The sequence below is a fragment of the Ewingella allii genome, assembly GCF_044430645.1.
Lineage (GTDB): Bacteria > Pseudomonadota > Gammaproteobacteria > Enterobacterales > Enterobacteriaceae > Ewingella > Ewingella allii.
This window is the reverse complement of record NZ_JAWUDN010000002.1, coordinates 201,058-225,938: the sequence shown is the minus strand read 5'-3', so window position 1 is coordinate 225,938 and position 24,881 is coordinate 201,058. Positions and strand designations below refer to the sequence as shown.

27 protein-coding genes and 1 tRNA gene are annotated in these 24,881 nt (G+C 56.3%); 11 read left to right on the top strand and 17 right to left on the bottom strand.

The window, feature by feature from the left end; all coding sequences use genetic code 11:
- Positions 1-16: 16 nt before the first annotated feature.
- The 4 genes from SBO83_RS07765 to SBO83_RS07750 all read left to right on the top strand — a co-directional run bounded on the left by SBO83_RS07765 (position 17) and on the right by SBO83_RS07750 (position 3,159).
- Positions 17-697, top strand: a complete 681-nt coding sequence (locus tag SBO83_RS07765) for a cupin domain-containing protein (protein WP_396131083.1) — start codon at positions 17-19, stop codon at positions 695-697.
- A complete protein-coding gene (locus SBO83_RS07760; RefSeq protein ID WP_396131082.1) occupies positions 694-1,818 on the top strand; it encodes an FAD-dependent oxidoreductase in 1,125 nt (374 codons plus the stop codon). The genes SBO83_RS07765 and SBO83_RS07760 overlap by 4 nt, the downstream gene beginning before the upstream one ends.
- Positions 1,802-2,548, top strand: coding sequence for an SDR family oxidoreductase (locus SBO83_RS07755; RefSeq protein WP_396131080.1), 747 nt, complete (start codon positions 1,802-1,804; stop codon positions 2,546-2,548). The genes SBO83_RS07760 and SBO83_RS07755 overlap by 17 nt, the downstream gene beginning before the upstream one ends.
- Before the next feature lie 113 nt (positions 2,549-2,661).
- Entirely contained in the window at positions 2,662-3,159 is a 498-nt protein-coding gene (locus SBO83_RS07750) for an AAA family ATPase (RefSeq protein WP_396131079.1), read from the top strand.
- A gap of 51 nt (positions 3,160-3,210) precedes the next feature.
- On the opposite strand, the gene ybaL is transcribed toward SBO83_RS07750, so the two are convergent.
- The 5 genes from ybaL to SBO83_RS07725 all read right to left on the bottom strand — a co-directional run bounded on the left by ybaL (position 3,211) and on the right by SBO83_RS07725 (position 8,514).
- Complete coding sequence (gene ybaL / locus SBO83_RS07745; protein WP_034792289.1) at positions 3,211-4,902, bottom strand: YbaL family putative K(+) efflux transporter; 1,692 nt, start codon at positions 4,900-4,902, stop codon at positions 3,211-3,213.
- 230 nt (positions 4,903-5,132) lie between these two features.
- Positions 5,133-6,350: an MFS transporter gene (locus SBO83_RS07740; protein ID WP_396131078.1), complete on the bottom strand. Its 1,218-nt coding sequence runs from the start codon at positions 6,348-6,350 to the stop codon at positions 5,133-5,135.
- Between the two features lie 42 nt (positions 6,351-6,392).
- Positions 6,393-6,872, bottom strand: coding sequence for a Cys-tRNA(Pro)/Cys-tRNA(Cys) deacylase YbaK (gene ybaK / locus SBO83_RS07735; RefSeq protein ID WP_396131077.1), 480 nt, complete (start codon positions 6,870-6,872; stop codon positions 6,393-6,395).
- A gap of 474 nt (positions 6,873-7,346) precedes the next feature.
- Positions 7,347-8,156: a TraB/GumN family protein gene (locus SBO83_RS07730; protein ID WP_396131076.1), complete on the bottom strand. Its 810-nt coding sequence runs from the start codon at positions 8,154-8,156 to the stop codon at positions 7,347-7,349.
- A gap of 160 nt (positions 8,157-8,316) precedes the next feature.
- The gene (locus tag SBO83_RS07725) at positions 8,317-8,514 is read right to left on the bottom strand and encodes a cation transporter (protein ID WP_396131075.1); all 198 of its coding nucleotides are present in this window, start codon (positions 8,512-8,514) and stop codon (positions 8,317-8,319) included.
- Positions 8,515-8,603: 89 nt separating this feature from the next.
- Here SBO83_RS07725 and cueR point away from each other — a divergent pair, with 89 nt between their 5' ends.
- Positions 8,604-9,011 carry a Cu(I)-responsive transcriptional regulator gene (gene cueR, locus SBO83_RS07720; protein ID WP_396131074.1) on the top strand — a complete coding sequence of 136 codons (408 nt, stop codon included), beginning with the start codon at positions 8,604-8,606 and terminating at the stop codon, positions 9,009-9,011.
- A 93-nt stretch (positions 9,012-9,104) separates the two neighbouring features.
- Here the strand turns inward: cueR and SBO83_RS07715 are convergent, their stop codons facing one another.
- The 5 genes from SBO83_RS07715 to tesA form a co-directional block, all read right to left on the bottom strand.
- Entirely contained in the window at positions 9,105-9,566 is a 462-nt protein-coding gene (locus SBO83_RS07715; protein WP_396131073.1) for an NfeD family protein, read from the bottom strand.
- The gene (locus tag SBO83_RS07710; RefSeq protein WP_396131072.1) at positions 9,566-10,474 is read right to left on the bottom strand and encodes an SPFH domain-containing protein; all 909 of its coding nucleotides are present in this window, start codon (positions 10,472-10,474) and stop codon (positions 9,566-9,568) included. Before SBO83_RS07710 ends, SBO83_RS07715 begins: the two co-directional genes overlap by 1 nt.
- Positions 10,475-10,759: 285 nt before the next feature.
- Positions 10,760-11,617: a tetratricopeptide repeat protein gene (locus tag SBO83_RS07705; RefSeq protein ID WP_396131071.1), complete on the bottom strand. Its 858-nt coding sequence runs from the start codon at positions 11,615-11,617 to the stop codon at positions 10,760-10,762.
- 126 nt (positions 11,618-11,743) lie between these two features.
- Positions 11,744-12,520: an SDR family oxidoreductase gene (locus SBO83_RS07700; RefSeq protein ID WP_396131070.1), complete on the bottom strand. Its 777-nt coding sequence runs from the start codon at positions 12,518-12,520 to the stop codon at positions 11,744-11,746.
- Positions 12,521-12,578: 58 nt separating this feature from the next.
- A complete protein-coding gene (tesA, locus tag SBO83_RS07695) occupies positions 12,579-13,220 on the bottom strand; it encodes a multifunctional acyl-CoA thioesterase I/protease I/lysophospholipase L1 (RefSeq protein ID WP_396131226.1) in 642 nt (213 codons plus the stop codon).
- On the opposite strand from tesA, the gene ybbA reads away from it, so the two are divergent.
- Entirely contained in the window at positions 13,191-13,877 is a 687-nt protein-coding gene (gene ybbA / locus SBO83_RS07690) for a putative ABC transporter ATP-binding protein YbbA (protein WP_154145576.1), read from the top strand. The two genes, tesA and ybbA, sit on opposite strands and share 30 nt — an antisense overlap.
- Positions 13,874-16,306, top strand: coding sequence for a putative ABC transporter permease subunit YbbP (gene ybbP, locus SBO83_RS07685; RefSeq protein ID WP_396131069.1), 2,433 nt, complete (start codon positions 13,874-13,876; stop codon positions 16,304-16,306). The genes ybbA and ybbP overlap by 4 nt, the downstream gene beginning before the upstream one ends.
- 65 nt (positions 16,307-16,371) lie before the next feature.
- Here ybbP and purK read toward each other — a convergent pair whose 3' ends face one another.
- Together purK and purE are read right to left on the bottom strand one after the other, a co-directional pair.
- Positions 16,372-17,436, bottom strand: coding sequence for a 5-(carboxyamino)imidazole ribonucleotide synthase (gene purK, locus SBO83_RS07680; protein ID WP_396131068.1), 1,065 nt, complete (start codon positions 17,434-17,436; stop codon positions 16,372-16,374).
- The gene (gene purE / locus SBO83_RS07675) at positions 17,433-17,942 is read right to left on the bottom strand and encodes a 5-(carboxyamino)imidazole ribonucleotide mutase (RefSeq protein ID WP_396131066.1); all 510 of its coding nucleotides are present in this window, start codon (positions 17,940-17,942) and stop codon (positions 17,433-17,435) included. The genes purK and purE overlap by 4 nt, the downstream gene beginning before the upstream one ends.
- Positions 17,943-18,124: 182 nt before the next feature.
- Here purE and SBO83_RS07670 point away from each other — a divergent pair, with 182 nt between their 5' ends.
- A complete protein-coding gene (locus SBO83_RS07670; protein WP_396131065.1) occupies positions 18,125-18,736 on the top strand; it encodes a tRNA-(ms[2]io[6]A)-hydroxylase in 612 nt (203 codons plus the stop codon).
- A 19-nt stretch (positions 18,737-18,755) separates the two neighbouring features.
- On the opposite strand, the gene lpxH is transcribed toward SBO83_RS07670, so the two are convergent.
- Together lpxH and ppiB are read right to left on the bottom strand one after the other, a co-directional pair.
- The gene (gene lpxH, locus SBO83_RS07665) at positions 18,756-19,478 is read right to left on the bottom strand and encodes a UDP-2,3-diacylglucosamine diphosphatase (protein ID WP_396131064.1); all 723 of its coding nucleotides are present in this window, start codon (positions 19,476-19,478) and stop codon (positions 18,756-18,758) included.
- Between the two features lie 11 nt (positions 19,479-19,489).
- A complete protein-coding gene (ppiB, locus tag SBO83_RS07660; protein ID WP_034792247.1) occupies positions 19,490-19,984 on the bottom strand; it encodes a peptidylprolyl isomerase B in 495 nt (164 codons plus the stop codon).
- 286 nt (positions 19,985-20,270) lie between these two features.
- On the opposite strand from ppiB, the gene cysS reads away from it, so the two are divergent.
- Positions 20,271-21,662, top strand: a complete 1,392-nt coding sequence (gene cysS, locus SBO83_RS07655) for a cysteine--tRNA ligase (RefSeq protein WP_396131063.1) — start codon at positions 20,271-20,273, stop codon at positions 21,660-21,662.
- 97 nt (positions 21,663-21,759) lie between these two features.
- Here cysS and ybcJ read toward each other — a convergent pair whose 3' ends face one another.
- Together ybcJ and folD are read right to left on the bottom strand one after the other, a co-directional pair.
- Entirely contained in the window at positions 21,760-21,981 is a 222-nt protein-coding gene (gene ybcJ, locus SBO83_RS07650; RefSeq protein WP_034792243.1) for a ribosome-associated protein YbcJ, read from the bottom strand.
- A gap of 28 nt (positions 21,982-22,009) precedes the next feature.
- Positions 22,010-22,876: a bifunctional methylenetetrahydrofolate dehydrogenase/methenyltetrahydrofolate cyclohydrolase FolD gene (gene folD, locus SBO83_RS07645; protein ID WP_396131062.1), complete on the bottom strand. Its 867-nt coding sequence runs from the start codon at positions 22,874-22,876 to the stop codon at positions 22,010-22,012.
- 182 nt (positions 22,877-23,058) lie between these two features.
- On the opposite strand from folD, the gene SBO83_RS07640 reads away from it, so the two are divergent.
- Both SBO83_RS07640 and SBO83_RS07635 read left to right on the top strand, forming a co-directional pair.
- The gene (locus SBO83_RS07640; protein ID WP_396131061.1) at positions 23,059-23,970 is read left to right on the top strand and encodes an L-lactate dehydrogenase; all 912 of its coding nucleotides are present in this window, start codon (positions 23,059-23,061) and stop codon (positions 23,968-23,970) included.
- A 159-nt stretch (positions 23,971-24,129) separates the two neighbouring features.
- A tRNA-Arg gene (locus SBO83_RS07635) sits at positions 24,130-24,206 on the top strand.
- Between the two features lie 194 nt (positions 24,207-24,400).
- Here SBO83_RS07635 and SBO83_RS07630 read toward each other — a convergent pair.
- The gene (locus SBO83_RS07630; protein ID WP_396131059.1) at positions 24,401-24,844 is read right to left on the bottom strand and encodes a helix-turn-helix domain-containing protein; all 444 of its coding nucleotides are present in this window, start codon (positions 24,842-24,844) and stop codon (positions 24,401-24,403) included.
- Positions 24,845-24,881 lie beyond the last annotated feature (37 nt).

Here is a 24,881-nt window from a genome sequence, read left to right as displayed (position 1 = left end):
TTATCGGAAACGCATCATGTTAGTCAATCACGACCTCTCCCTGCGCGCGCTGGTCACGGCGGATGAATATGAGTGGGTAAGCTCGCCGCAGTCCGGCGTTCACCGCGTCATGCTAGACCGCATTGGCGCAGAACAGGCGCGGGCCACCAGCATTGTTCGCTATGACGCGGGCTCAGATTTCCCCACACATTCGCACCCTGACGGCGAGGAGATTTTGGTGCTGAAAGGCGTGTTTTCCGAAGGGGAGCAGCACTATCCGGCGGGCTGGTATCTGCGTAATCCGCCGGGCTCTTCCCATCAGCCTTCCAGCAAATTGGGCGCGACGATTTTCGTCAAACTGCGGCAGATGGCCGCCGAGGAAACTCAGCGAGTGCGCATCAATACCTTGGAAGCAAGCCGCTGGCAGCAACGGCAGGGCCGTGAGATTTGTCCGCTGTACCAGAGTGCGCATGAGCTGGTGAGGCTGGAAAGCCTCGCCGCCGGAGAGCCGATTTTTGCCAGTGAGCCGGTGGCCGGGGCCGAGCTGTTGGTGCTGGGCGGAGAGATAACAGAGGGCGCTAGCGCCTATTCCACGGGCAGTTGGCTGCGGCTTCCTGCTGGCACCTTTCCTGAATTAGTGTCCGGCAAGGCAGGGGCGCTGTTGTACATCAAAACCGGCCATTTGCCCAGGCAGAAAACATTGGCGGTGAAGCAATGAGACAGGTGCAAGTTGCCATTGTTGGCGGCGGCCTGAGCGGACTGTATGCCGCCGCGCTTTTGGAGCAGGCGGGCGTGGATTATCTGCTGATTGAAGGGCGCGATCAGGCCGGTGGGCGCATTCAGTCGCTGCACGCCGCAGATGAAACTCAGCGTTTTGATCTCGGCGCTACGTGGGTCTGGCCAGCCTTTCAGACCCAGTTGGCACAGCTTTTACAACAGCTTGATATTGAGCTTATCGCGCAAGAAGAGCAGGGCGACATGCTGCTGGATCGTGCGTTGCATCAGCCGATTTCGCGGCATCCCGGCTACGTTACATCCCCGCCTTCCATGCGCATTGCGGGAGGAATGCGGCAACTGGTAGAAAAACTTCAGAACAGGCTCAATCCGGCCAAGCTGCTGTTCAGCCACCTTGTCACGCAAATAGCGGCGAATGCCGAAGGAATACAACTGATGGCCAAAACGCCACTCGGAGAAAGCCTGTCGGTTCGCACCGAACAGGTGTTTCTGGCACTGCCACCGGCCTTGGCGGCGGGAATTATCTTCAACCCCGCGCTGCCAGCTTCCGTCGCCCGAGAGTGGGCCCATACCGGCACTTGGATGGCGCCGCACGCCAAATACGTGGCAGTTTACTCCCGACCTTTTTGGCGGCAGCAAGGGCTGTCAGGGGAAGCACGCAGCGCCGTCGGCCCTATGGCTGAGATTCACGATGCCTCGGCGTCAGAGCAGGCTGCGGCACTGTTCGGCTTTCTGGGAATACCGGCGAAAACGCGCTGGACCACCAGCGAAAGCAATCTAAAAGACCTCTGTCGCGCGCAGCTGGTCAGGCTGTTTGGCGAGCAGGCGGCGCATCCGGTTGCTGAGTTTTTCAAAGACTGGGCCGACGATCCGCTGACCGCCACGGCGGGGGACCTGACGGCGAATCAGAGCCATTCGATTCCTCAGGCTTTTATCCGCGAGGGCGTCTGGCAGGGGAGGTTACAGGGCATCGCCAGCGAGTGGTCGGCGGCCTTTCCGGGTTATATCTCCGGGGCAATAGACGCCGCGAAACGGGGCTTTACGACTTTCACAACTCAATCAAACCAACCCACTCAGGGAGCACAGTATGAGATTGAAAAATAAACGCGTATTGATCACCGGTGGCACCAGCGGCATTGGCTTAGCTACGGCCAAATTAATGCTGCGCGAAGGGGCGCGGGTGGCGATCACCGGGCGCGATGCCGGGAAGTTGCAACAGATTAAACAGCAGCTGGTAGGAGATGTTCTGGCGATTCAGGCTGACGTGCTGGCGCCAGAGGATCTGCGTCATATCCACAACCAAGTAGCCGCTGAGTTTGGCGGGCTGGACGCGTTTTTTGCCAACGCCGGTGTGGCCTTCGGCTCGCCGCTGGCGAGTACCAGCGAGGCGCGTTACGACGAGCTGATGGATATCAACGTCAAGGGCGTGTTCTTTTCCATGCAGGCGATTTCGCCGCTGTTGCAGCCGGGCGCGTCGGTAATTCTCAACACCTCGTGGTTGAATCAGGTCGGCACGCCGGGCCTGTCTCTGCTTTCGGCCTCCAAAGCGGCGGTGCGATCGCTGGCGCGGAGTTGGTCGGCAGAGCTATTAGAGCGCAAAATCCGCGTCAACGCCGTCAGTCCGGGGGCGATGAATACGCCTATCCACGGGCGCAGCGGCGGTACAGAGGCTGAAGTTGACGCTGGCAAACAGCGCATTGCGGCGCGAATTCCCCTCGGGAATTTGGGGGACGCCGAAGACATCGCCAACGCGGTGCTGTTCCTTGCCAGCGATGAATCTCGCTACATGCTGGGGGCTGAAGTGGTGGTCGACGGCGGCTTCTCGCAGATTTAACCTCTGATTTGACTCATTAAGGCCAGCCCTCGCGCTGGCCTTAATTTTCAGCCCCTTCACCTCGCCGCGTGCTACTCTTTTGATTCATTTACCCGCAGCAAAGCGAGGAAAGCATGTCCCAGACCGCCACGGAAACTCCCACTCTTCATCTGCTCTGCGGCAAAATTGCCTCGGGCAAATCCACGTTGTCTGCTCGGCTTGCTGCTCGCCCGTTAACCGTGATTATTAGTGAAGACCAGTGGCTGGCGCGGCTTTACGCCGAGGAGATGCATAGCGTGGCCGACTACGTGCACTGCTCGGCCAAGCTACGGGATGCCATGGCTCCGCACCTTATTGCCTTGCTGCAAGCTGGTATGTCGGTGGTGCTCGACTTCCCGGCCAATACGCTGGCAAACCGCCAATGGATGAAGGGGATCGTCGAGGCGTCCGGCGCTCACCACCAGCTGCACTATCTCGACGTGCCCGACGAGGTGTGTAAAGCCCGTCTCCGCGCCCGTAATCAGGCCGGAGAGCACGACTTCGCCGCCACCGACCAGCAGTTTGATTTCATCACCAGCCACTTTGTCCCGCCGACTGAAGACGAAGGGTTTCAGGTGGTGGTTTATCGCTGAGTGAAATAAAAAAGCCTCCCAATGGGAGGCTTTTTGCTCGTCGAGAAGGCGTTAAATCGGGCAGTAAGGCCGCTTTTCGTCTTCGTTCATCACGTCGACGTGCAGCATGTTCAGCATGCTGTTGGCGATCTCGCGTTCACCCATCACCACTTCGTTTGCGCCGCGCTCCATGATGTAACGCACTTCGTCGTCATAGTGCGCACGGGCGATGATCTCGATATTCGGGCGTTTGGTTCGCGCCGAGGCGACAATCTCACCGGCTTCGTAGCCATTGGGAATGGTCACCAGCAGCCAGCGGGCGCAGTCCAGACGGGCCAAATCCATCACTTCCTGATTGGCGGCGTTACCCAATACCGTGCTAATACCTTGCTCGCGCAGGGCTTCGACCCGTGGCCGGGAGTTCTCAATCACCACCAGTGGAATGCCCGCAGCCTGAAGCTTCTCGCCCAGCAGGCTACCCACGCGGCCATAGCCCACCAGCAGGGCGTGATTGCACAGGTCGAAGGGGATCTGCTTCTCGTCTTCGACGGCTTCTTCCACGCTCTGATCGTCGATGGTTTCGGTCTTCGCCAGATATTTCTCCAGCAACGTGAACAGCAGCGGGTTGAGCATAATCGACAGGATGGCGCCCGCCAGCACCAGATTGCGGCCATGCTCAGACAGCATGCCCAGCGTGATGCCCAGACCGGCGAGGATAAAGGCGAACTCGCCAATCTGCGCCAGACTGACGGAAATCGTCAGCGCGGTGCGCCGCGAGTGGCCGAAGGTTTTTACCAGCAGGAAGGCCGCGATGGATTTACCGAAAACGATAATACCCAGCGTCGCCAGCACCGCCAGAGGCTCGCGAATGATGATCAGCGGGTCGAACAGCATGCCGACGGAGACAAAGAACAGCACCGCGAAGGCGTCGCGCAGCGGCAGCGTGTCGTGCGCCGCGCGTTGGCTCAGTTCAGACTCGTTGAGCACCATGCCCGCGAAGAACGCACCCAGCGCAAAGGAGACGTCGAACAGCTCCACCGCGCCATAAGCAATGCCCAGCGCCAGCGCCAGAACCGCCAGCGTAAACAGCTCACGCGAGCCGGTACTGGCGGTGCGGGCAAGGATCCACGGCACCAGGCGGCGGCCAACCACCATCATTAGCACCATAAAAGCGATCACTTTGCCGATGGTAATCGCCAGTTCCATACCTAGCGCGCCAAAGCTTGAATGCTCACTCTCCATCATGCTGCTAAAGGCGGGCAGTAATACCAGCGTCAGCACCATCACTAAGTCTTCGACTATCAGCCAGCCTATGGCAATTTGCCCGCGCTGGCTGTCAATCAGCTGCCTCTCTTCCAGCGCCCGCAGCAGCACCACGGTACTGGCGGTGGAAAGACAGAGGCCGAAGACCAGACCGGCAGCCAAGTCCCAGTCCAGCAGGCGTGACAGGCCGATACCCAGCAGCGTCGCGACCGCGATTTGCAGCACTGCGCCGGGGATAGCGATGGATTTTACTGCCAATAAGTCTTTGAGAGAGAAGTGTAAACCTACGCCGAACATCAGAAGGATGACGCCAATTTCCGCCAGCTCAGGAGCAAGAGAAGTATCGGCGACAAAGCCCGGAGTAAAAGGGCCAGCAAGCACGCCAGCGGCAAGATAGCCGACAAGAGGGGAAATTTTAAGGCGATTGGCGAGCATCCCGAACAGGAAGGCCAGTACCAAACCGCCGACGATGGTGGTTATCAAGGGCGTAGAGTTGTGCATCCATACTCCTTCTAGTTATGCGTCAGTGCAAAGTGTAAGAGAGTGTTAATGATTTTATGGCATATCGGCGACCGATGTGTAAAAAAATGTGCCTTGAATGTCAAAAAATAACGATTTTGATGTAAATCGAGATGAAAGTGACATTTCACAGGGTTTTGGACAGCGATGTTTCAGTGGGCAAGGTGAGTGTGCTGCCGATAACGGAGTATCGGCAGCATAAAGGCAGAAGTTTAGGACTGCTTTTGTTCAATATTCGGTAAGAATGCGGTGAGAATCCCCAATAGCGGCAGGAAGGCGCAAATCTGATACACCAGTTCGATGCTGGTGCGGTCGGCAACGTAGCCCAGCACCGCCGCCCCAAGGCCGCCCATGCCGAAGGCCAAACCAAAGAACAGGCCAGAGACCATGCCGACTTTGCCCGGAATCAACTCCTGCGCAAACACCAAAATTGCCGAGAACGCCGAAGCCAATACCACGCCGATGATCACGCTGAGAATGCTGGTCCACATCAGGTTGGCGTGGGGCAGCAGCAGGGTGAAAGGTGCGACGCCGAGGATCGAAGCCCAAATCACATATTTACGCCCAATCTTATCGCCAATCGGCCCGCCAATAATGGTGCCCGCCGCCACGGCAAACAGGAACACAAACAGGTGGATCTGCGCGTTTTGAATCGACACGCCAAACTTGTGAATCAAATAAAAAGTGTAGTAGCTACTCAGGCTGGTCAGGTAGAAGTACTTGGAGAACACCAGCACCAGCAGAATACCCATCGACATCGCCACCGTGCGGCGCGGCAGCACGGTGATATTGCCCGCGACGGGGCCGCGCTTCTTGATGATCTGCTGCTGTTGGCGATACCACTTACTGATTTGCAGCAGTACCACGATACCCAGCAGGGCCGCCAGTGAGAACCAGGCCACATTGCCTTTGCCATAAGGGGCGATAATCAGTGCGGCCAGCAAAGGCCCCAGCGAGCTTCCCAAGTTGCCACCCACCTGGAACACCGACTGCGCCAGACCGTGACGGCCACCGGACGCCATGCGTGCCACGCGAGAGGACTCCGGGTGGAAGACTGAGGAGCCGGTGCCCACCAGCGCGGCGGCTAACAGCACCAGCGGGAAGGTCTGCGCCACCGCCAACAGCAGCAGGCCGGAGAGGGTAAAGCCCATGCCAATCGGCAGCGAATAAGGCTGCGGATGCTTGTCCGTGTAATAACCAATAATAGGTTGTAGCAGCGAGGCGGTTATCTGATAAGTCAGGGTTATCATGCCTATCTGCGTGAAGCTGAGGGAAAACTCGTTTTGCAGCAGGGGATAAATCGCCAAAATCAGCGACTGGATCATGTCATTGAGCAGGTGGGAAACGCTGATTGCGCCGAGTATCCCGAAGGCGGTGCGCTTGGCGGCGCTGGCTACGGGCTGGGTAGGGAGGTCGGTACGGTCGGTCATCTCTATCTAAGCCTTTATTCTTGTAGTAAGTAGCGGAAACAGTCAGTCAACTTTAGCGATGTCGGCAAATTTTCCGCGCAGCAGGGTACAAAGATCGCCCGCAGCCAGTTCAATATCAAGCCCGCGTTTACCTCCAGAGACAAAAATGGTGGCAAAGTTTTGCGCCGGGCTATCGATAACCGTGGGCAGCAGCTTTTTCTGCCCCAGGGGGCTAATTCCACCAACCAGATAGCCCGTCACGCGCTGGGCAATTTGCGGGTCAGCCATATCGGCCTTCTTCGCGCCGAGGGCTTTGGCGACTTTCTTAAGGTCTAACATTGAGGCGACTGGCGTGACGGCCACGGCCAAATTTTTTGCGTCACCGTTGAGTGAAACCAGCAGGGTTTTATAGACCTGATTAGCATCCAGCCCGAGTTTCTGCACGGCTTCGTCACCGAAGTGGGTCTCATCGCTGCTGTGTTCATAAGGGTGGAGGGTAAAAACCACCTTATTTTTTTCCAATAATTTGACTGCTGGCGTCATAACCATCCCCGAGAAAAGATCCCAATAAAAAAAGTCACCGGGTCTATAAGGGTAAAAATGCCTCAGACGTTCACGATGACTTAATTAGCGGAAAAATAATAACTCTGCTCAATCTTTTGATTGTAAAGCATAAAGAGTATTTCTTGAACGAATGTTAAATATTAGTCTAGCGAATGTCTGTTGCCAAGACCCAATACAGATTGCTAACCTACTACTGCCAGTGTTCTGTCCCGCAAGAGACAAATGCTGAAGCTATAACTAATAAAATGAAATTCCTCTTTGACTGGCCAATAGCGATATTGGCCACTTTTTTGTTCCTCTTCATCCTTTAAGCCAGCTCTGCGTTAGCTTCCTTCGCTCGCCCTAGACACTTACTTGTGTAAGCTCCCAGGGACTCCCTCAGTTGCCGCCTTGATCTGACTCGAATGATTTTGAGGATCTCGAGTTTTGTTCTTGTTCAGGCACAAACCTAACTCAGCGCCGATCCGCTGTCAGCATATCCGGCAGGTTGCCTTCGCCATACAGATGCAGCGCGCCGACGGCGACCACGTATTTGCCCGGTGGCAGGGCGTTGAGTTGCTGCTTCCAGCGTAGGTTGCGTTGGTTCATCAGTACGTCGTACAGGTCATTGCTGAAGGTGTTGGGCAGCGGCTCCATGCTTTGGCTGGGCTGGGATTCCAGCCACCAGCTGATCATGGTTTGCAGCAGCCGCGCGTTGGTATGCCAGTGAGTCAGGGTGTCTTCCAGCAGCGAACGGCCGTCGTCCGGCAGTTGCTGAAGCAGGGTGAGCTGCTCTTGCGGGCCTTCCAGCTCGATGATTTTCTTCTGCTCGCGCCGCGCGGCTTTCAATAGCTGATAGTCAATGCCGTATTCGCCGCGCAGCCCAAGGCGCTGGGCCTGACCGGCTTGTAGCATCAGCGCGACCTGCCAGCAGGGCAGGTGATTCAGGCTATAGATAGATGTCCCCAACTCCTCGCAGAGTCTCTCCACCTGCAAATATTGCTGCTCGGTCAGCCTCTCGCTAAGTGGCGAGAGATCTTCCGCGATGCCGAAAGGCGATTCCGCCTCGCTGATGTCGGCTTCGACAATCAACGCGTCGGCCTGCGACAGCCGTTTCAGCAAGATATCCGGCAGGGGCTGCATATTCATGGTGCCCATGTGGATGCTGCCCACCAGGTGCAAATGACGGTCGCCGGGAAGCTGGATATCCATCGCCGGATAGTGATATTCCGCGGGAGAAAGCAGACCGAGCCAGCGGGCAAGCTGGTAAAAGATATGGCCCATATGGCGTTGTCTCCTTGCAAGAGTGAAGGGGCATGCTAGCGCGTCGCTGAAGTAGCGAACAGGGGGAAAGTCTTGATTTTCGGGGGGAAGGCGAATTAAAAGCATGAAAAGTCACGTTTATCGCCGCGGGCAGAGTTACCAGCGGCGATGGCGCAGGACGTTAAGCGACTGTCGCCTGATAGCCCGCTTCTTCGACAGCGTCGATCAGCTCTTGGGTTGGCGCTGAGCCTTCAACCACGGCTTTGTTCAACTCAACGTCCACTTTGGTGGTGCCTGACACGGCTTCCAGTGCTTTGCGCGTAGACGCCACGCAGTGTCCGCAGGTCAAACCTTTAAGGTTTAAAACGGTCGTAGTCATATTGTGTTCCTCTGGATACTGTTGGTTGGCCTTTAATCGATTCAGGGGTAGGATAAACCTTCCAGCAAGGTGAAGGTCAAGGGGGTAAAATGAATATCAGCGATGTGGCAAAGAAAACCGGTTTGACCAGCAAAGCGATTCGCTTCTACGAAGAGAAGGGGCTGGTGACGGCGCCGATGCGCAGTGATAACGGCTATCGTACCTACGCTAAAAAGCATATTGAGGAGCTTACGCTACTGCGTCAGGCGCGGCAGGTGGGTTTCACTCTGGATGAGTGTCAGGAGCTGGTGGCGCTGTTCCACAATCCCGACCGCCACAGTGCCGATGTGAAAGCGCGAACGCTTGAGAAAGCCGCAGAGATTGGCCGACATATTGAAGAGTTAACCGAGATGCGCCAGCGGCTGCTGGCGCTTGCTGAGTCCTGTCCGGGAGATGAGGGCGCCGCCTGCCCAATCATCGACAATCTCTCTTCGCCTTTGGCACCGCAGCTACGTTAGCCGCTTTCGGTCACCCGAATCACTGACTGATGTCAGCTCATCGGGATTCCCTCTTTTGCTGCCTTGCTGCAGCACCAATGGCTTTGAGAGAGCTTAGAGGCGGCTGTTGCTCGGCTCAACCTTCAGCGTAATGCCTTCGACCTGGGTGATGACCACGTCGTCACCCACGCTAAGCTGCGCGGTGCTGGTGATGCGCCAAGTGCTATCGCCGATGCGCACGCGGCTGTAGCCGTTACTCATGGGTTCAAGGACGGTGGCATGCATGCCGACCAGCTGCTGGCCGCGCTGATTCAGCGAGCCATTCTGCCGGTCCGGCCTCTGGCGGGTGCTGAGCCACTTCCACCACAGCCACGCGGCGACCATCGTCAGCACGGCAAAGCTCACACCCTGCCATTCCCACGACAGCGGCAGCAGCCACGTCAGTAACCCTACCAGCGCCGCCGCAATGCCACTCCACAGCAAATAACCGCTCGCACCGAGCAGTTCTGCTGCCAGCAACAGGCCGCCGAGTGACAGCCAAAACAGGTGCGGGCTTGCTATAAGCTGTTGCAGCATTATTTTCCGCCTTTGGTTTCTTTCAGCAGTTCCGCGATACCGCCGATGGAGCCCATCAGGCTGCTGGCGTCCAGCGGCATCATGATCACTTTACTGTTATTGGATGAGCCGATTTTGGTTAGCGCGTCGGTGTATTTCTGCGCCACGAAGTAGTTGATGGCCTGCACGCTGCCGGCTGCGATAGCTTCAGACACCATCTTGGTGGCCTGTGCTTCTGCTTCCGCCGCACGTTCGCGGGCTTCAGCTTGCAGGAAAGCCGACTGGCGCTCACCTTCGGCTTTCAGGATCTGTGACTGCTTTTCACCTTCGGCGCGCAGAATGGCTGACTGACGCACACCCTCAGCTTCAAGGATATCGGCGCGTTTGGTACGTTCGGCTTTCATCTGGGCGTTCATCGCCGAGATAAGCTCAGCCGGCGGGCGCACGTCGCGAATTTCGATACGGGTGATTTTTACGCCCCACGGGTTGGTGGCTTCGTCGACGATATGCAGCAAACGCGCGTTGATATTGTCGCGTTGTGACAGCATCTCGTCCAGTTCCATCGAGCCCAGCACGGTACGGAAGTTGGTCATGGTCAGGTTAACAATCGCCTGCTCAAGGTTGCTGACTTCATAGGCGGCGCGCGCCGGGTCAATCACCTGAATAAAGCAAACGGCGTCGATAGCCACATTGGCGTTATCGCGGGAGATCACTTCCTGAGAAGGAATATCCAGCACTTGTTCCATCATATTGATTTTGCGGCCGACGCGGTCGACGAAGGGCACGACCAGATTCAGGCCGGGCATCAGGGTTTTGGTATAACGGCCAAAACGTTCGACGGTCCACTGATAGCCTTGGGGAACAATTTTAACACCGGCGAAAACCACCAGTAGCGCGAGAACGACAATAATCGGGATAACGGTCAACATAGTTTGAACTCCTGTAATACCTTTGATATTTCAAGCTACGGAGGCGTGAGTTGCTTTCCTGCAACTGGAACTATTTGGGGTATGGCTGCGTGTCCTATTGTTTTCTGGAGATTTTCCAGAAAAAACAAATTCATGTGAGCAGAGCGCATATATTTTGCTCACTGGGGATTGTCGCACAAAACATTCAGAAGTCGTATTGATTCAGCTTAGGCGAACAACTAAATAGAGGGGAAAGCAGCGCGGCGAGTGCCGCGCTGGGGGAAGCTGTGATGCGTTCTGCGGGGATCAGTAAAGCAGGGAATAGAGCTGGCGGCGGTACTTGGCGGCCAGCGCATCGCCGGTGCCGAGTGCAGCCAGAATGTCCATCAGCGTTTTACGCGCAGAACCATTGGCCGCGCCGAGATCTTTCTTCAGCGGTGCCATCAGCAGTTCCAGCGCCTCTTCATTTCGGCCCACCGCATGTAGTTGCAGGCTGAGCTTAACCGCCAGCTCAACGTTGTCCGGCTCTTGCTGAAGTTGCTGCTGCAATTGCTGGATTTCAGGGGTGTCAGCAGCTTGTTTTAGCAGCTCGATTTGCGCGATAAGCCCTTGATAGCGCGAGTCTTTATCTTGCAGCGGAATAGTCGCCAGCACGGCTTCGGCATCTTCACTGCGATTGAGCTGAATTTGCACTTCAGCCAGCATCAGGCCGATATCACTGCGCTGCTGGCTGAGCTGCCAGGCCTCTTTTAGCAGCGGCAGGGCGCCGGTCAGGTCACCGGCTTGCAGCAACTCTTGGGCCTGCGCCACTTTCAACTCTTCTTCTTTCGGCAACACTTTTTGCAGCAGTTCGCGGATCACTTCTTCCGGCTGCGGGCCTTGGAAACCGTCTACCGGCTGACCATCTTTGAACAGATAAACCGCGGGGATGGAGCGCAGACCGAACTGCTGAGCAATCATCTGTTCGGCGTCACAGTCGACCTTTGCCAGAATCAGCTGACCGGCGTACTCGGCGGCCAGTTTGTCGAGGATCGGCCCCAGCACCAGACAGTGCTGGCTGCGTTCGGACCAGAAGTAAAACATCACCGGAACCGACATGGACTGTTCCAACGTCTGGTGCAGGTTGGTTTCGTTAATAGTAATGATCGAAGGTTGTGCCAGCATAAATCAGTCTCTCTTATCTTGGTGAAGCCCTGTCCCTAGTTGAAACAATGCCGCGCCGAGATTGTGATAAATAATAAGATGTTAAAAGCTAAATGGGGGCACTTGTGCCAGCTTCAACCCCTGCCGCTAGCTATTACCGCGCAGGATTTTATCCAGCACGCGGCCGGGTAACAGGCGGCGCAGCACGGTGATGCCGTGCGCCAGCAGCGTCACCGGATAGCGCAAACGCGCCTTCGGGCTCTCTAAAGCATGGCGCAATTTCGGCAAAACTGCCTCTGGCGTCAGGGTAAAACGCTTGGCGATGCCCGGATTATTGACCGGTTTATCGGCCTGCGACTGATTAACGTTCTGCGTGAAGTTGCTGGTCAGCGGGCCGGGTTCAATCAGGCTGACCTGTATCCCCGTGCCGTGCAGCTCCATGCGCAGCGCGTCGGACCACGCCTCCAGCGCGTATTTACTGGCGGCGTAGACCCCGCGCCCCGGCGTGCTGATCAAGCCCATCACCGAGCTGGTCTGAATAATGCGTCCCTCGCCATGGGCCAGCATGGCGGGCAGCAGCAGTTGAGTGAGCTGATGGGTGCCGAACAAATTGGTGGAAAACTGCTGCTCGAACTGCTCCCGGCTGATGCCGCTTAGCTGCCCGTAAACCCCGTAACCGGCGTTATTGAACAGGCCATACAGGCGATTGCCGGTCAGGGCGATGACTTCCGAGGCGGCGCGCTCGACGCTCTGCTTATCGTCCAAATCCAGCTGAACGGTTTCGAAACCCTGTTGCTGGAGATTCTCAAGATCCTGCGCTTTGCGACAAGCCGCCAGCACGCGATAGCCGCGCTGACGCAAATCGTGCGCGGCAGCCAACCCAATGCCGCTTGAGCAGCCGGTGATCAATACTGCTTTTTGCATAACTTTACCTGTCAGAAGCCCCTATTTTTCAGGACTGTGGTTTACTTAGGGTTTCGGCCTATTTGACCAGCGGCGCGAGTTTGTCCGCCATCCAGTCAGCGATAAATGGCTGAGCCACCTGAGCCGGGTGCAAACCGTCATCCTGCATCCACTCTGGTTTCACGGCGACCTGTTCCATAAAGAAAGGCACCAGCGGGATGTCGTTCTGCTTCGCCAACGCCGGGTAAATGCCATAGAAGGCGTCAGTATAACGGCGTCCGTAGTTCGGCGGCAGGCGGATTTGCATCAGCAGCGGCTCGGCGTTGGCCTGTTTCACCAAGCCGATAATTTGGTTCAGCGTCTGGGAGATTGCCGGTGGCGCAAAACCACGCAGACCGTCGTTAGCCCCCAGCTCAATCAGCACCCAGCGCGGCTGATGCTGTTTCAACAGCGCGGGAAGGCGAGCCAGCCCTTGTGCCGCAGTATCGCCACTAATACTGGCATTAATAATGGTGGGTTTACCTTCTTCTCTCTGCCACTTGTTATTTAGCAGGGTTGGCCAGGATTGGGCAACCGGAAGGCGATAAACCGCGCTTAAACTGTCTCCAACAATCAGTAACTTATCAGCTGCGGTGGCGCGAGCACTCAGCGTTGCAGCGACCAGCATTGATACAAGTAAAAGGAAAGGAAGATGCCAGCGGGAAACGTTCTTGAAGTTCATCATCTTAGTAAACACGTCGGTCAGGGTGAAAGTCAGTTAACCATCCTGTCCGGTGTGGAGCTGGTTGTCAAACCGGCGCAGACCATTGCGCTGATCGGAGAGTCGGGGTCAGGTAAGTCTACCTTGCTGGGTATTTTAGCCGGGCTGGATGATGGTACCGGGGGCGATGTGAAGCTGCTCGGCCAGTCTCTGACCGACATGAATGAAGAGGGCCGCGCCGCGCTGCGCGCCAAAAACGTCGGCTTTGTGTTTCAATCTTTTATGTTGGTGCCGACGCTCAACGCGCTGGAAAACGTCCAGCTTCCGGCCCTGCTGCGCGGTGAATCTGACGCCAATAGCCGCGCGCAGGCGGTGCAGCTTTTGCAGCAGTTGGGCCTGGGCGAACGCCAGCACCATCTTCCGGCCCAGCTTTCCGGCGGCGAGCAGCAGCGCGTGGCGCTGGCTCGCGCATTTATTGGCAAACCTAAACTGCTGTTTGCCGACGAACCGACCGGCAACCTCGACCGCGCCACCGGCGAGCGCATCGTCGACTTACTCTTCTCACTCAACCGCGACGCGGCAACCACGCTGATTCTGGTGACTCACGACGAGCAACTGGCGGCCCGCTGCCAGCGTCGTCTGCGCCTGCGTGACGGAAAATTGTGGGAGGAAGCATGATTTGGCGCTGGTTTTGGCGAGAGTGGCGCTCGCCTTCGCTATTAATCGTCTGGCTGGCTCTGACGCTGGCGGTGGCCTGCGTGCTGGCATTGGGCAGCATCAGCGACCGTATGGAAAAGGGGCTGAGTCAGCAAAGTCGTGATTTTATCGCCGCCGACCGCGTGCTGCGTTCCGCCCGGCCAATTACTGAAGCCTGGTTGCAGGACGCCGAGAAGCAGGGGCTGAAAGTCAGCCGCCAGCTCAGCTTCATGACCATGACTTTCGCCGGAGACACGCCGCAGCTGGCGGATGTCAAAGCGACCGACCTTGCCTATCCGCTTTATGGCGATTTGCAAACCCAGCCGCCGGGCGTGAAGCCTGAGCCGGGCACCGTGCTGGCCGCGCCGCGCCTGATGGCGCTGCTTAATGTGAAAGTGGGCGACAATTTAGAAGTCGGCGATTCGACTTTTAAAATTGCCGGAGAAATTGTTCAGGAGCCGGATTCCGGCTTCAACCCGTTTCAGACTGCGCCACGCCTGATAATGAATCTGGCGGATGTGCCTAAAACCGGCGCGGTGCAGCCGGGCAGCCGATTGACCTATCGCTATATGTTTGCCGGTTCGCCGCAGGACATTCAGACCTACGGCGATGCCATCAAGGGCCTGCTGAAGCCCGACCAGCGCTGGTACGGCATGGAAGAGTCTGAGGGCGCGCTGGGCAAATCCTTGCAGCGTTCTCAGCAGTTCTTATTGCTGTCGGCGCTGCTGACGCTGATGCTGTCGATTGCCGCCGTGGCCGTCGCCATGGGCCATTACTGCCGCAGCCGCTATGACTTGGTGGCGGTGTTGAAAACCCTCGGCGCGGGCCGCCGTTCGCTGCAAAAACTGATTATCGGCCAGTGGGTGGCGGTGCTGCTGTTGGCGGCGGTGTCTGGCAGCGTGATTGGTTTACTGTTCGAAGCCTTGCTGATGAAGATGCTAACGCCAGTGCTGCCAACCGCCTTGCCGCCGTCGGGCGTTTGGCCGTGGATCTGGTCGATGGGCTCTTTGTTGGTGATCTCCCTGCTGGTGGGGGCGCGCCCTTACAAACAGCTGCTGGCGACCCAGCCGCTGCGCGTACTGCGCAATGACGTTGTCGCCAATGTCTGGCCGCTGCGCTGGTTTATTCCGGTGATGCTGCTGATTGTGGTCGGCCTGCTGGCGGCGCTGGTTGGCGGCAGCACCTTGCTGTGGTCACTGCTGGCGGGCGTGGTGGTTCTGTCGCTGCTGCTCGGCGCGATTGGTTGGGGCAGCCTGCTGCTGCTGCGCCGCGTCACCGTCGGCAAGCTGCCGCTGCGGCTGGCTATCAACCGTCTGGTGCGCCAGCCGTGGGTGACGCTCAGCCAGCTGGCGGCGTTCTCCATGTCCTTTATGCTGCTGGCGCTATTGCTGGTGCTGCGCGGCGACCTGCTCGACCGCTGGGAGCAGCAACTGCCGCCGGATAGCCCTAACTACTTCCTGCTGAACATCACCAAGGATCAGATCCCGCAGGTGACGGAATTCCTCAACCAGCATCAGACCAAGCCGGAGGAGTTCTACCCGATCGTGCGCGTGCGGCTGACCAAAATTAACCAGCAGGTGTCGACGGATATCATCAAACCGGACGATGCTGCCGGTGAGGCGGTCAACCGCGAGCTTAACCTGACGTGGATGCAAGGCTTGCCGGATCACAACCCGCTGGTGGCCGGCGACGGGCCGCCGAAGACTGGCGAAGTGTCGATAGATGAAGGGCTGGCGGGGCGTCTGGGCGTGAAGCTTGGCGATACGCTGACCTTCAGCGGCGACACGCAGGACTTCAGCGCCAAAATCACCAGCCTGCGCAAAGTGGACTGGGACAGCCTGCGGCCGAACTTCTACTTTATCTTCCCGCCTGGCGCGCTGGATGCTCAGCCACAAAGCTGGCTGACCAGCTTCCGCTACGAAGGGGACGCCAAGGCGATCACCCAGCTTAACCGCCAGTTCCCGACCCTCAGCCTGCTGGATATCGGCTCGATTCTGAAACAGGTGGGGCAGGTACTTCAGCAGGTGAGCCGCGCGTTGGAAGTGATGGTGATTCTGGTAATGCTGTGCGGCGGATTGCTGCTGCTGGCGCAGATTCAGGTTGGCATGCGCCAGCGCCGTCAGGAGCTGATCGTGTACCGCACGCTGGGAGCCAGTAAGAAGCTGCTGCGCGGCACCCTGTGGTGTGAATTCGCGGTACTAGGACTGGTCGCGGGGATTGCCGCCGCCGTGGGTGCCGAAGCCGCGCTGTGGCTGCTGACGCGCAAAGTGTTTGATTTCCCTTGGGAGCCGAACATGGTGCTGTGGTGGTCGGTGCCGCTCATCAGCGCGATTTTGCTGTCACTGTGTGGCGGTTGGATGGGCGTGAGATTACTGCGGGGAAGGGCGCTGTTCAGAGCTTACGGCAACTGACTTACGGTAATTGAATTACAGTAAATAGTTAAACGGCTCCCTCAGGGTTGGGGGAGCCGTGCCAATCAGAGCTTCGCCAAGGCCCAGTCAATGCCGCTGGCGTATTCCACTGGTAACAGCGGAATAAGCGATTTCAGGTTATCTTTCAACAACTCCGCGCTGGCGTCATTGAGGTTGAGATGCCCGACTTTGCGCCCGGCGCGCACTTCCTTCTCATACCAATGCAGGTTCACCAGCGGCAGGCTCAGCCACTCGTTGGAGACATCTGTACCAATCAGATTGACCATCACCGACGGCGTGCTGACCACCGGCTTAGGCAGCGGCAGGCCGAGAATGGCGCGTAAATGCATTTCGAACTGGCTATAGGACGCGCCGTTTTGCGTCCAGTGGCCACTGTTGTGCACGCGCGGAGCCAGCTCGTTGATCAGCAAGCCTTCGCTCACCACGAAGCACTCCATCGCCATCACGCCGACATAGTTCAGCTCGTTGAGGATGGCGGCCAGCATGCTTTCAGCTTGCTGTTGCAGCGCGGCGTCAGGGGTAGGCAGAGCGACACTGGTGCGCAGAATGCCGTCCTGATGCAGGTTGTGAGTTAGGGGGTAGAAGACGGTTTTGCCATCGTGGCCGCGTGCGCCTACCAGTGACACTTCACCCGAGAAGTTAATGCCTTGCTCGACAATGCACTCACCGTAGCAGTCGGCGGGCAGGGTCTGCTCTTCCCCAGCACGTAAGCGCCACTGGCCGCGACCGTCATAACCGCCGACGCGGCGTTTGACGATGGCTAATTCGCCAAGCTGGGAAAAGACCTGCGGCCATTCGGCGGCGTCAATCAGCAACTGCCAAGGGGCGGTGGCTAAACCGAGTTGGTCGAGTAACTGTTTTTGCGTCAGGCGGTCGGCCAAACGCGGGAAAATGTCGCGGTTCACAAAGGCGCTGTGGGTTGCCAACTCGCGAGTTAAGGCGGTTTCAGGCCAGCGCTCGATTTCAGCGGTGATCACGCTCTGCTGAAAAGGCACGGCTTCCGGTTCAGCGTCCAGCCCGACTGGGTAAACGGCAATGCCTAAAGGTTCACCGGCCTGACGCAGCATGCGGCCGAGTTGGCCATTTCCGAGTACGCAAACCGGCTTCATGCTTCCTCCCGAGGATCGGGATTGTTCAGCACTTCGTCAGTCTGCGCCTGACGCCATGCGGCGATATCTTGACCAATCTGCGCGTCGTGCAGCGCCAGAATTTGCGCGGCCAGCAGCGCGGCGTTGGCGGCTCCGGCTTTGCCGATAGCCAGCGTACCCACAGGGATACCGCGCGGCATCTGCACAATAGAATAGAGGCTATCAACGCCACTCAGCGCGGCGCTTTGTACCGGCACGCCAAGCACTGGCACCAGCGTTTTGGCCGCCAGCATACCCGGCAGGTGGGCTGCGCCACCGGCTCCGGCGATAATCACATCAAACCCGTTGGCAGACGCCTGTTCAGCAAAGCTAAACAGTTTGTCTGGCGTGCGGTGAGCAGAAACAACTTCGACATGGAAAGGGATATTCAGCGTCGTGAGGATCTCGGCGGCGAACTGCATGGTCGCCCAGTCACTTTTAGACCCCATAACAATCGCGATTTTGGCTGGGGTAACGTTGGATGACATGTCGGTAATGCTCCTGTGATAATCAGTAAGTAACGCGCAGAGGCCGCAAATCATATCATGCTCAACTGGCGAGGAAAACGGTTGCGTCGCGGGATTCCGTCGGTTTTATGGTGAGAAGTCAGCGCGAGATTTGTATAATCCATATCAATACGATTCTAAATAAATGAACTGGAAACTGATTTATGACCCAGGCTTTGTTGGCTCCGATTTATGATTTTTTGCATTGTGAAACCCCGGCGCGGTGGGTGGACGTGGCGCTGGAGAATCAAGAGATCATGCTGATTGACCACGCCAACTGTGAAAAGAAGGCGGCGGCCACCGCCATGAGCCTGATGACCAAATACGTCGAGCGCACCGAGCTGCTGTTCTGCGCCGCCCGCCTGGCGCGTGAGGAACTGCACCACTTCGAGCAGGTGGTGGAGATCATGCAACAGCGCAATATTCCCTATACCGTGCTGTCGCCGTCGCGCTATGCCAGCGGCATGATCAAGCATTCGCGCCATCACGATGAGCTGAATATTCTGGTGGATAGATTGATTATCGGGGCTTATATCGAAGCGCGTTCCTGCGAGCGTTTTGCCAAAATCGCGCCGCATCTTGATGAAACCCTGTCGCGCTTCTACACCTCGCTGCTGCGCTCCGAGGCGCGCCATTTCACGGATTATCTGGAGCTGGCGCAGCAGTACGCGGGGGAAGATATTAGCGAGCGGGTACAGTCTTTCGGGCGCATTGAAGCGGAGTTAATTCTGTCGCCGGATGAGCAGTTCCGCTTCCACAGTGGCGTGCCGGTCTAACTTCTACTCATCAGTTTATTCAGAATGGGAAGGTGATCAGCTCGACGCCCTCGGCGCTGACTTTGATCATCGATCCCTCTTCGTGCCATGCGCCCAGTACGGCGCGATGCCCGGTTTTGCCGTCTAGCGGCACATCGTGGACGGCGGGGCGGTGCGTGTGGCCGTGGATCATCCACTCAACGCCGTGGCTTTCCATTTCGGAGATCACCGCTTGCGGGTTGACGTCCATCACTTCTAACGATTTTCCGCTATTGGATGCTTTGCTGTTGGCGCGCATTTTGGCGGCAATGACTAAACGCCACTTGAGGGGCAGGGCGAGGAACAACTTCTGAATCAGCGGGTTATGCACTTTTTTGCGGAATTTCTGGTAACCCACGTCGTCGGTGCACAGGGTGTCGCCGTGCAAAATAAGCACCCGGCGGCCGTACAGCTCCAGCACTTTCTTCTCCGGCAATAGCTGCATCAGGCTGGCGCGGGCAAAGCGGCGTCCGAGCAGAAAATCGCGATTACCGTGGATGAAGAAACAGGGCACACCTTGCTGATGTAAGTCGTTGAGTGATGAGGCGATTTTGGCGTGCAGCGGCTCGGGATCGTCATCGCCAATCCAGGCTTCGAACAGGTCGCCGAGGATGTAAAGTGCGTCGGCCTGCGGCGCATCCTCACGCAAAAAACGCAGAAAACCGGCAGTAATTGCCGGTTCTTGTGCGCATAGATGGATATCTGCAATAAAAAACGTTGCCATTAAGACGACGGTTATTCGCTAACGGTAACGCTAGTGATGATCACGTCTTCTTGCGGAACGTCCTGGTGCATGCCGCTGCGGCCAGTTTTTACTTTTTTGATTTTCTCAACCACGTCCAGACCGTCGGTGACTTCTGCGAATACGCAGTAACCCCAACCCTGTGCGTTTTCGCCACGGAAGTTCAGGAAGTCGTTGTCTGTCACGTTGATGAAGAACTGCGCGGTAGCTGAATGCGGGTCATTGGTACGGGCCATAGCCAGCGTGCCTTTGGTGTTTTTCAGACCGTTATTCGCTTCGTTTTTGATCGGCGCATCGGTGTTTTTCTGGTTCATGCCTGGCTCAAAACCGCCGCCCTGGATCATGAAACCGTCGATGACACGGTGGAAAATGGTGTTGTTATAGAAGCCTTTACGGCAATAGTTCAGGAAGTTTTCAACGGTAACTGGCGCTTTATCCGCGAAGGTGTTGATAACAATGTCGCCGTGGTTGGTGTGAAAGGTAACCATAATAATCATCCTGCTTATGTTGATGTGTGCTCTCAGTGTGAGCCCCCAATATAGCCTTTTCTTATACCACAACTCAAAAGCAGGCGTCAGCCGTGGGTTTTAGTTGCTCGCTTTACGAACAAGGGTTGCCTGAGAATCGGCTTAGCCCTAACATTAAATGTTACTTTATAACAATGTAACCAAGAGAAAGCCGCTCTGCGGCGGCTTATGCCGTTTCGGTGAAATCATTTTCGTTATATTATGACCACAATTGACGTTTTCTATGCCCAACACACGGAATAGCCTGATGCTTAAGATTTTTAATACCATGAGTCGCCAAAAAGAGGAATTCAAGCCAATTCATGCCGGTAAAGTCGGTATGTACGTGTGTGGGATAACTGTTTACGACCTCTGTCATATTGGTCATGGTCGTACTTTCGTATCATTTGACGTGGTGGCGCGTTACTTGCGTTATGCCGGGTATTCGCTGAAGTATGTGCGTAATATCACCGATATTGACGATAAAATCATCAAACGTGCAGCGGAAAACGGCGAGAGCTTCACCGCGCTGACTGACCGCATGATCGCCGAGATGCACGCCGATTTCGCCGCGCTGGGTATCCTGCCTCCAGACGCAGAGCCGCGCGCCACGGGCCACATCGCTGAAATCATCGACATTGTGCAGAAGCTTATCGATCGCAATCACGCCTACGTGGCCTCTAACGGCGATGTGATGTTCTGGGTGGAAAGCGATGCTGATTACGGCGCGCTTTCCCGTCAGGATCTCGAGCAGCTGCAGGCCGGTGCGCGGGTGGAAGTTGAAGCCAACGTCAAACGCAACCCAATGGATTTCGTGCTGTGGAAGATGTCCAAGCCGGGCGAACCGAGCTGGACTTCTCCATGGGGCGAAGGCCGTCCGGGCTGGCACATTGAGTGTTCAGCCATGAACTGCAAGCAGCTAGGCGAGCATTTTGACATTCACGGCGGCGGTTCTGACCTGATGTTCCCACACCATGAAAACGAAATCGCCCAGTCTACCTGTGCTCACGACGGCCCGTATGTGAACACGTGGATGCACTCCGGCATGGTGATGATTGACCGCGAAAAGATGTCGAAATCGCTGGATAACTTCTTCACCGTGCGCGATGTGCTGAAATACTACGACGCCGAAAGCGTGCGCTACTTCCTGATGTCTGCACACTACCGCAGCCAGCTGAACTACAGCGAAGATAACCTCAAACTGGCGCGTACCTCGCTGGAGCGTCTCTACACCGCGCTGCGCGGCACCGACGCGGCGGCAAAACCTGCCGGTGGCGAAGCCTTTGTGGCGCGCTTCCGTGATGCGATGGATGACGACTTCAACACCCCGGAAGCCTACTCCGTGCTGTTCGACATGGCGCGCGACATAAACCGTCTGAAAGCGGAAGATATCAATGCAGCCAATGGCTTAGCGGCTGAACTGCGTCAGCTGGCTGGCGTGCTGGGCCTGCTTGAGAAAGACCCAGAGCAGTTCCTGCAATCTGGCGCTCAGGCAGACAACGGTGACGAAGTGGCTGAGATTGAAGCACTGATCAAACAGCGTAACGACGCCCGCTCCAGCAAAGATTGGGGGATGGCGGACAAGGCTCGCGATCGTCTTAATGAGATGGGTATTGTGTTGGAAGATGGCCCAGCCGGAACCACCTGGCGCCGCAAATAGGCTATTTACTTGTCATTTTGCCCCCGGGCAATGCTCAAAAATCAAAAAAAGCGCGGTTGGATTTCTCCACCGCGCTTTTTTATTGCCTTAGCCGAGCTTATTCAGCAGAGGCTTTGACTACCAGCTTGCTGCTGGCGAACTCGACCTGTTGGTCGGCGAGAATTTTGCAACGTTTGCGGGTTTCTACCTGCCCGTTGACCTTCACCTGACCTTCGGCGATCACGGCTTTGGCCGCGGCACCGCTTTCACACCAGCCCATAAACTTGAGCAGGTCGCACAGTTCAACGTGCGGGTGTTTTTCGAGATAAAAAGTTTCCATGTATTCCTGACTTATCAATTACAGATTTTTAGTTGGCGCTGATGTCGTGGTATTCCTCACAAGCCTGCAAGGTATTTTGAATCAGCGTCGCGACCGTCATCGGGCCTACGCCGCCCGGCACCGGTGTAATAAATGAAGCGCGCTCGGCGGCGGCATCAAATTCCACATCGCCGACAACTTTACCATTTTCCAGCCGGTTAATACCGACATCCACCACGATTGCGCCCGGTTTTATCCATTCACCCGGAATAAAGCCCGGTTTACCGACGGCAACCACCACCAGATCGGCGTGTTCAACGTGATGACGCAGGTTCTTGGTGAAGCGATGGGTGACGGTGGTGGTGCAGCCCGCCAACAGTAACTCCATGCTCATTGGACGGCCGACGATGTTGGACGCGCCAATCACCACGGCATTCAGGCCGTAGGTCTCGATGCCATAACGCTCGAGCAGAGTCACAATACCGCGCGGTGTGCATGGGCGCAGGGTCGGCGCGCGCTGGCACAGGCGGCCAACGTTATAAGGGTGGAAGCCATCCACGTCTTTGTCTGGACGAATACTTTCCAGCACTTTGACATTATCGATGCCCGCCGGCAGCGGCAATTGCACCAGAATGCCATCAATATCGCTGTCATTATTCAGCTCATCAATCAATTTAAGCAACTCACCTTCGGTGGTGGTCATCGACAAATCATAAGAGCGCGACAGGAAGCCCACTTCTTCGCAAGAGCGACGCTTGTTGGCCACATAAATTTGCGAGGCGGGGTTCTCACCCACCAGAACAACGGCTAAGCCAGGTACACGTTTTCCGGCCGCCAGGCGTTGTTTTACTTTTTCCGCAACTTCGCTTCTGACCTGCTGCGCAATCGTTTTACCGTCAATAATCTTTGCTGACATTAGGGAGTAAATCCATCAATGAGTAAATGCAGGGGGATGGCGCTATTTTGGCAGAAGCGAGGGGCGCTGTCAGGCGTTGAATGATCTTCATCGATAAAATAGCCACAGTTTTGCTACGACTTGTGGCTAAAAAATAGCTATTTTAAGAGGGCACAACATCAAAATAATAAGGATAAAACAAGATGGTACGTAAAGTAGGTATTGTTGGTGCGGGCCATGTCGGCGCCGATGTCGCTTTTTCACTGGTTACACAAGGATTGTGTGACGTCATCGTCCTGCTCGATGAAAACCAGCCCAAGGCCGCGAGTCAGGCATTAGAGCTGCGTGACATGGCCTCGCTGGTCTCTTCGCGGGTAAAAGTCGTGGCGAATGACTATGGCGAGCTGCACGACGCCGACGTGCTGGTGGTCGCCGTAGGGCCAAAAACCTTGCTGCGCGAAGACCGGCTGGAAGAGCTGGCCGAAACGCGTGCGGCAGTTCGACAAGTCATTCCGCAGGTGATTGCCAGCGGCTTTGGTGGTGTCATCCTCAACATCACCAATCCGTGCGACGTCATTACGCAAATCATCCAACAGACCAGCGGCTTGCCGCACAGTCAGGTATTTGGCACCGGCACCTCGCTGGACACCGCTCGCATGAAGCGCGTGGTGGGGGAGTTCTTCGGCTTCGACCCAAAAAGCGTGACGGGCTACGTGCTGGGCGAACACGGCGAATCGCAGTTTGTCGCCTGGAGCACCGTACGCCTCGGCGGCCGCCCGGTAGCCGAACTGGCAGGGGATCGCGACGTAGATTGGGCGCAAATGGACGATAGAGTGCGCGGCGGCGGTTGGGATATTCTCCAAGGCAAAGGCTGGACCAGCTTTGGCATCGCCACCGCCACGGCACGGCTGGTGGACGTCATACTGTCGGATGCCAACAGCGTCTATCCCGTGTCGGCGTGGGATGAGAACCTCAAGGTGTACATCGGCCAGCCGGCGGTTATCGGCAAACGCGGCATAGTGCAAACGTTGATGCCAGAACTCACGGCCTATGAAAATATCGCCTACCACGCCTCATCCCGCGTGATTTCCGCCGCCATCAATTCAGAAAAATAGTACTGATTGATTTTGCAGCTAAAAAAAGGGCAGAGCGCTGAATGATCGATAAGTTATGGCAAATTGTTCAGTCATTAAGCAGTGAGTTCGAAAGCCATTGACTCACCGCGGTCTGCCCGTATAATCCGAGTCCGCAACGCTCCCATCCGGGACTGCAATGCGCCCTTAGCTCAGTTGGATAGAGCAACGGCCTTCTAAGCCGTAGGTCACAGGTTCGAGCCCTGTAGGGCGTACCATTTCAAATCAAAGTGTTACGTCAGCTCCATTCCAACCTGTTTTAACCCAAGTGTCTTATTCGTGCCGTGATCACTAGCTTGTGAATTCAATTTATTGGCGTGCTCGGAAAGGAGACTCAATGAAAATGAGCACTGCAACCAACGATTTCTACGTTTTCCAACGCGACAATACAATCCGCGAATAAAGGCGTCCTTCAGGCTGCCAAGCCGATCTCCTGTATATTATTGAATTCCCTAACAGGGAGATTCAGCGCAAACATCTTTTTCAATGTCTGTTGGGTAAAGTCTTCAGCTTGTTCTGGGGTGAATCTTTTCACTCTGCCCGGATTGACCTGCAATCTGGCTTTAAACGCGCGGGTAAAGGTCTGTTGTGATTCATAGCCATATTTCATGGCAACCAGCACGATATCTTTCTCTTGGCCAAGCAGGTCGAGTGCGGCGAAATACAATTGTCTTTTGCTGATATAACTGCCGAGCGTCACGCCAGTATATTTTTTAAATATGCGCTGTAGATGCCAGTGCGAATACCCCGAGTATTCCGCGATAGAATGAATGGTCAGCCCCTGAGTAATATTTTCGTCGAGCCAGGTTAAGACATTGGTGACGATGGATAATTGAAACTCTTCTTTATTTGTCATGTTAATCACTACTGTTGGGAGAATTAACCAGCTCCGA

Excerpts from the sequence above, each read along its gene's own strand:
- SBO83_RS07765 (WP_396131083.1), top strand. The coding sequence starts at position 17 with ATGTTAGTCAATCACGACCTCTCCCTGCGCGCGCTGGTCACGGCGGAT.
- SBO83_RS07760 (WP_396131082.1), top strand. The coding sequence starts at position 694 with ATGAGACAGGTGCAAGTTGCCATTGTTGGCGGCGGCCTGAGCGGACTG.
- SBO83_RS07755 (WP_396131080.1), top strand. The coding sequence starts at position 1,802 with ATGAGATTGAAAAATAAACGCGTATTGATCACCGGTGGCACCAGCGGC.
- SBO83_RS07750 (WP_396131079.1), top strand. The coding sequence starts at position 2,662 with ATGTCCCAGACCGCCACGGAAACTCCCACTCTTCATCTGCTCTGCGGC.
- ybaL (WP_034792289.1), bottom strand. The coding sequence starts at position 4,902 with ATGCACAACTCTACGCCCTTGATAACCACCATCGTCGGCGGTTTGGTA.
- SBO83_RS07740 (WP_396131078.1), bottom strand. The coding sequence starts at position 6,350 with ATGACCGACCGTACCGACCTCCCTACCCAGCCCGTAGCCAGCGCCGCC.
- ybaK (WP_396131077.1), bottom strand. The coding sequence starts at position 6,872 with ATGACGCCAGCAGTCAAATTATTGGAAAAAAATAAGGTGGTTTTTACC.
- SBO83_RS07730 (WP_396131076.1), bottom strand. The coding sequence starts at position 8,156 with ATGGGCCATATCTTTTACCAGCTTGCCCGCTGGCTCGGTCTGCTTTCT.
- SBO83_RS07725 (WP_396131075.1), bottom strand. The coding sequence starts at position 8,514 with ATGACTACGACCGTTTTAAACCTTAAAGGTTTGACCTGCGGACACTGC.
- cueR (WP_396131074.1), top strand. The coding sequence starts at position 8,604 with ATGAATATCAGCGATGTGGCAAAGAAAACCGGTTTGACCAGCAAAGCG.
- SBO83_RS07715 (WP_396131073.1), bottom strand. The coding sequence starts at position 9,566 with ATGCTGCAACAGCTTATAGCAAGCCCGCACCTGTTTTGGCTGTCACTC.
- SBO83_RS07710 (WP_396131072.1), bottom strand. The coding sequence starts at position 10,474 with ATGTTGACCGTTATCCCGATTATTGTCGTTCTCGCGCTACTGGTGGTT.
- SBO83_RS07705 (WP_396131071.1), bottom strand. The coding sequence starts at position 11,617 with ATGCTGGCACAACCTTCGATCATTACTATTAACGAAACCAACCTGCAC.
- SBO83_RS07700 (WP_396131070.1), bottom strand. The coding sequence starts at position 12,520 with ATGCAAAAAGCAGTATTGATCACCGGCTGCTCAAGCGGCATTGGGTTG.
- ybbA (WP_154145576.1), top strand. The coding sequence starts at position 13,191 with ATGCCAGCGGGAAACGTTCTTGAAGTTCATCATCTTAGTAAACACGTC.
- tesA (WP_396131226.1), bottom strand. The coding sequence starts at position 13,220 with ATGAACTTCAAGAACGTTTCCCGCTGGCATCTTCCTTTCCTTTTACTT.
- ybbP (WP_396131069.1), top strand. The coding sequence starts at position 13,874 with ATGATTTGGCGCTGGTTTTGGCGAGAGTGGCGCTCGCCTTCGCTATTA.
- purK (WP_396131068.1), bottom strand. The coding sequence starts at position 17,436 with ATGAAGCCGGTTTGCGTACTCGGAAATGGCCAACTCGGCCGCATGCTG.
- purE (WP_396131066.1), bottom strand. The coding sequence starts at position 17,942 with ATGTCATCCAACGTTACCCCAGCCAAAATCGCGATTGTTATGGGGTCT.
- SBO83_RS07670 (WP_396131065.1), top strand. The coding sequence starts at position 18,125 with ATGACCCAGGCTTTGTTGGCTCCGATTTATGATTTTTTGCATTGTGAA.
- lpxH (WP_396131064.1), bottom strand. The coding sequence starts at position 19,478 with ATGGCAACGTTTTTTATTGCAGATATCCATCTATGCGCACAAGAACCG.
- ppiB (WP_034792247.1), bottom strand. The coding sequence starts at position 19,984 with ATGGTTACCTTTCACACCAACCACGGCGACATTGTTATCAACACCTTC.
- cysS (WP_396131063.1), top strand. The coding sequence starts at position 20,271 with ATGCTTAAGATTTTTAATACCATGAGTCGCCAAAAAGAGGAATTCAAG.
- ybcJ (WP_034792243.1), bottom strand. The coding sequence starts at position 21,981 with ATGGAAACTTTTTATCTCGAAAAACACCCGCACGTTGAACTGTGCGAC.
- folD (WP_396131062.1), bottom strand. The coding sequence starts at position 22,876 with ATGTCAGCAAAGATTATTGACGGTAAAACGATTGCGCAGCAGGTCAGA.
- SBO83_RS07640 (WP_396131061.1), top strand. The coding sequence starts at position 23,059 with ATGGTACGTAAAGTAGGTATTGTTGGTGCGGGCCATGTCGGCGCCGAT.
- SBO83_RS07630 (WP_396131059.1), bottom strand. The coding sequence starts at position 24,844 with ATGACAAATAAAGAAGAGTTTCAATTATCCATCGTCACCAATGTCTTA.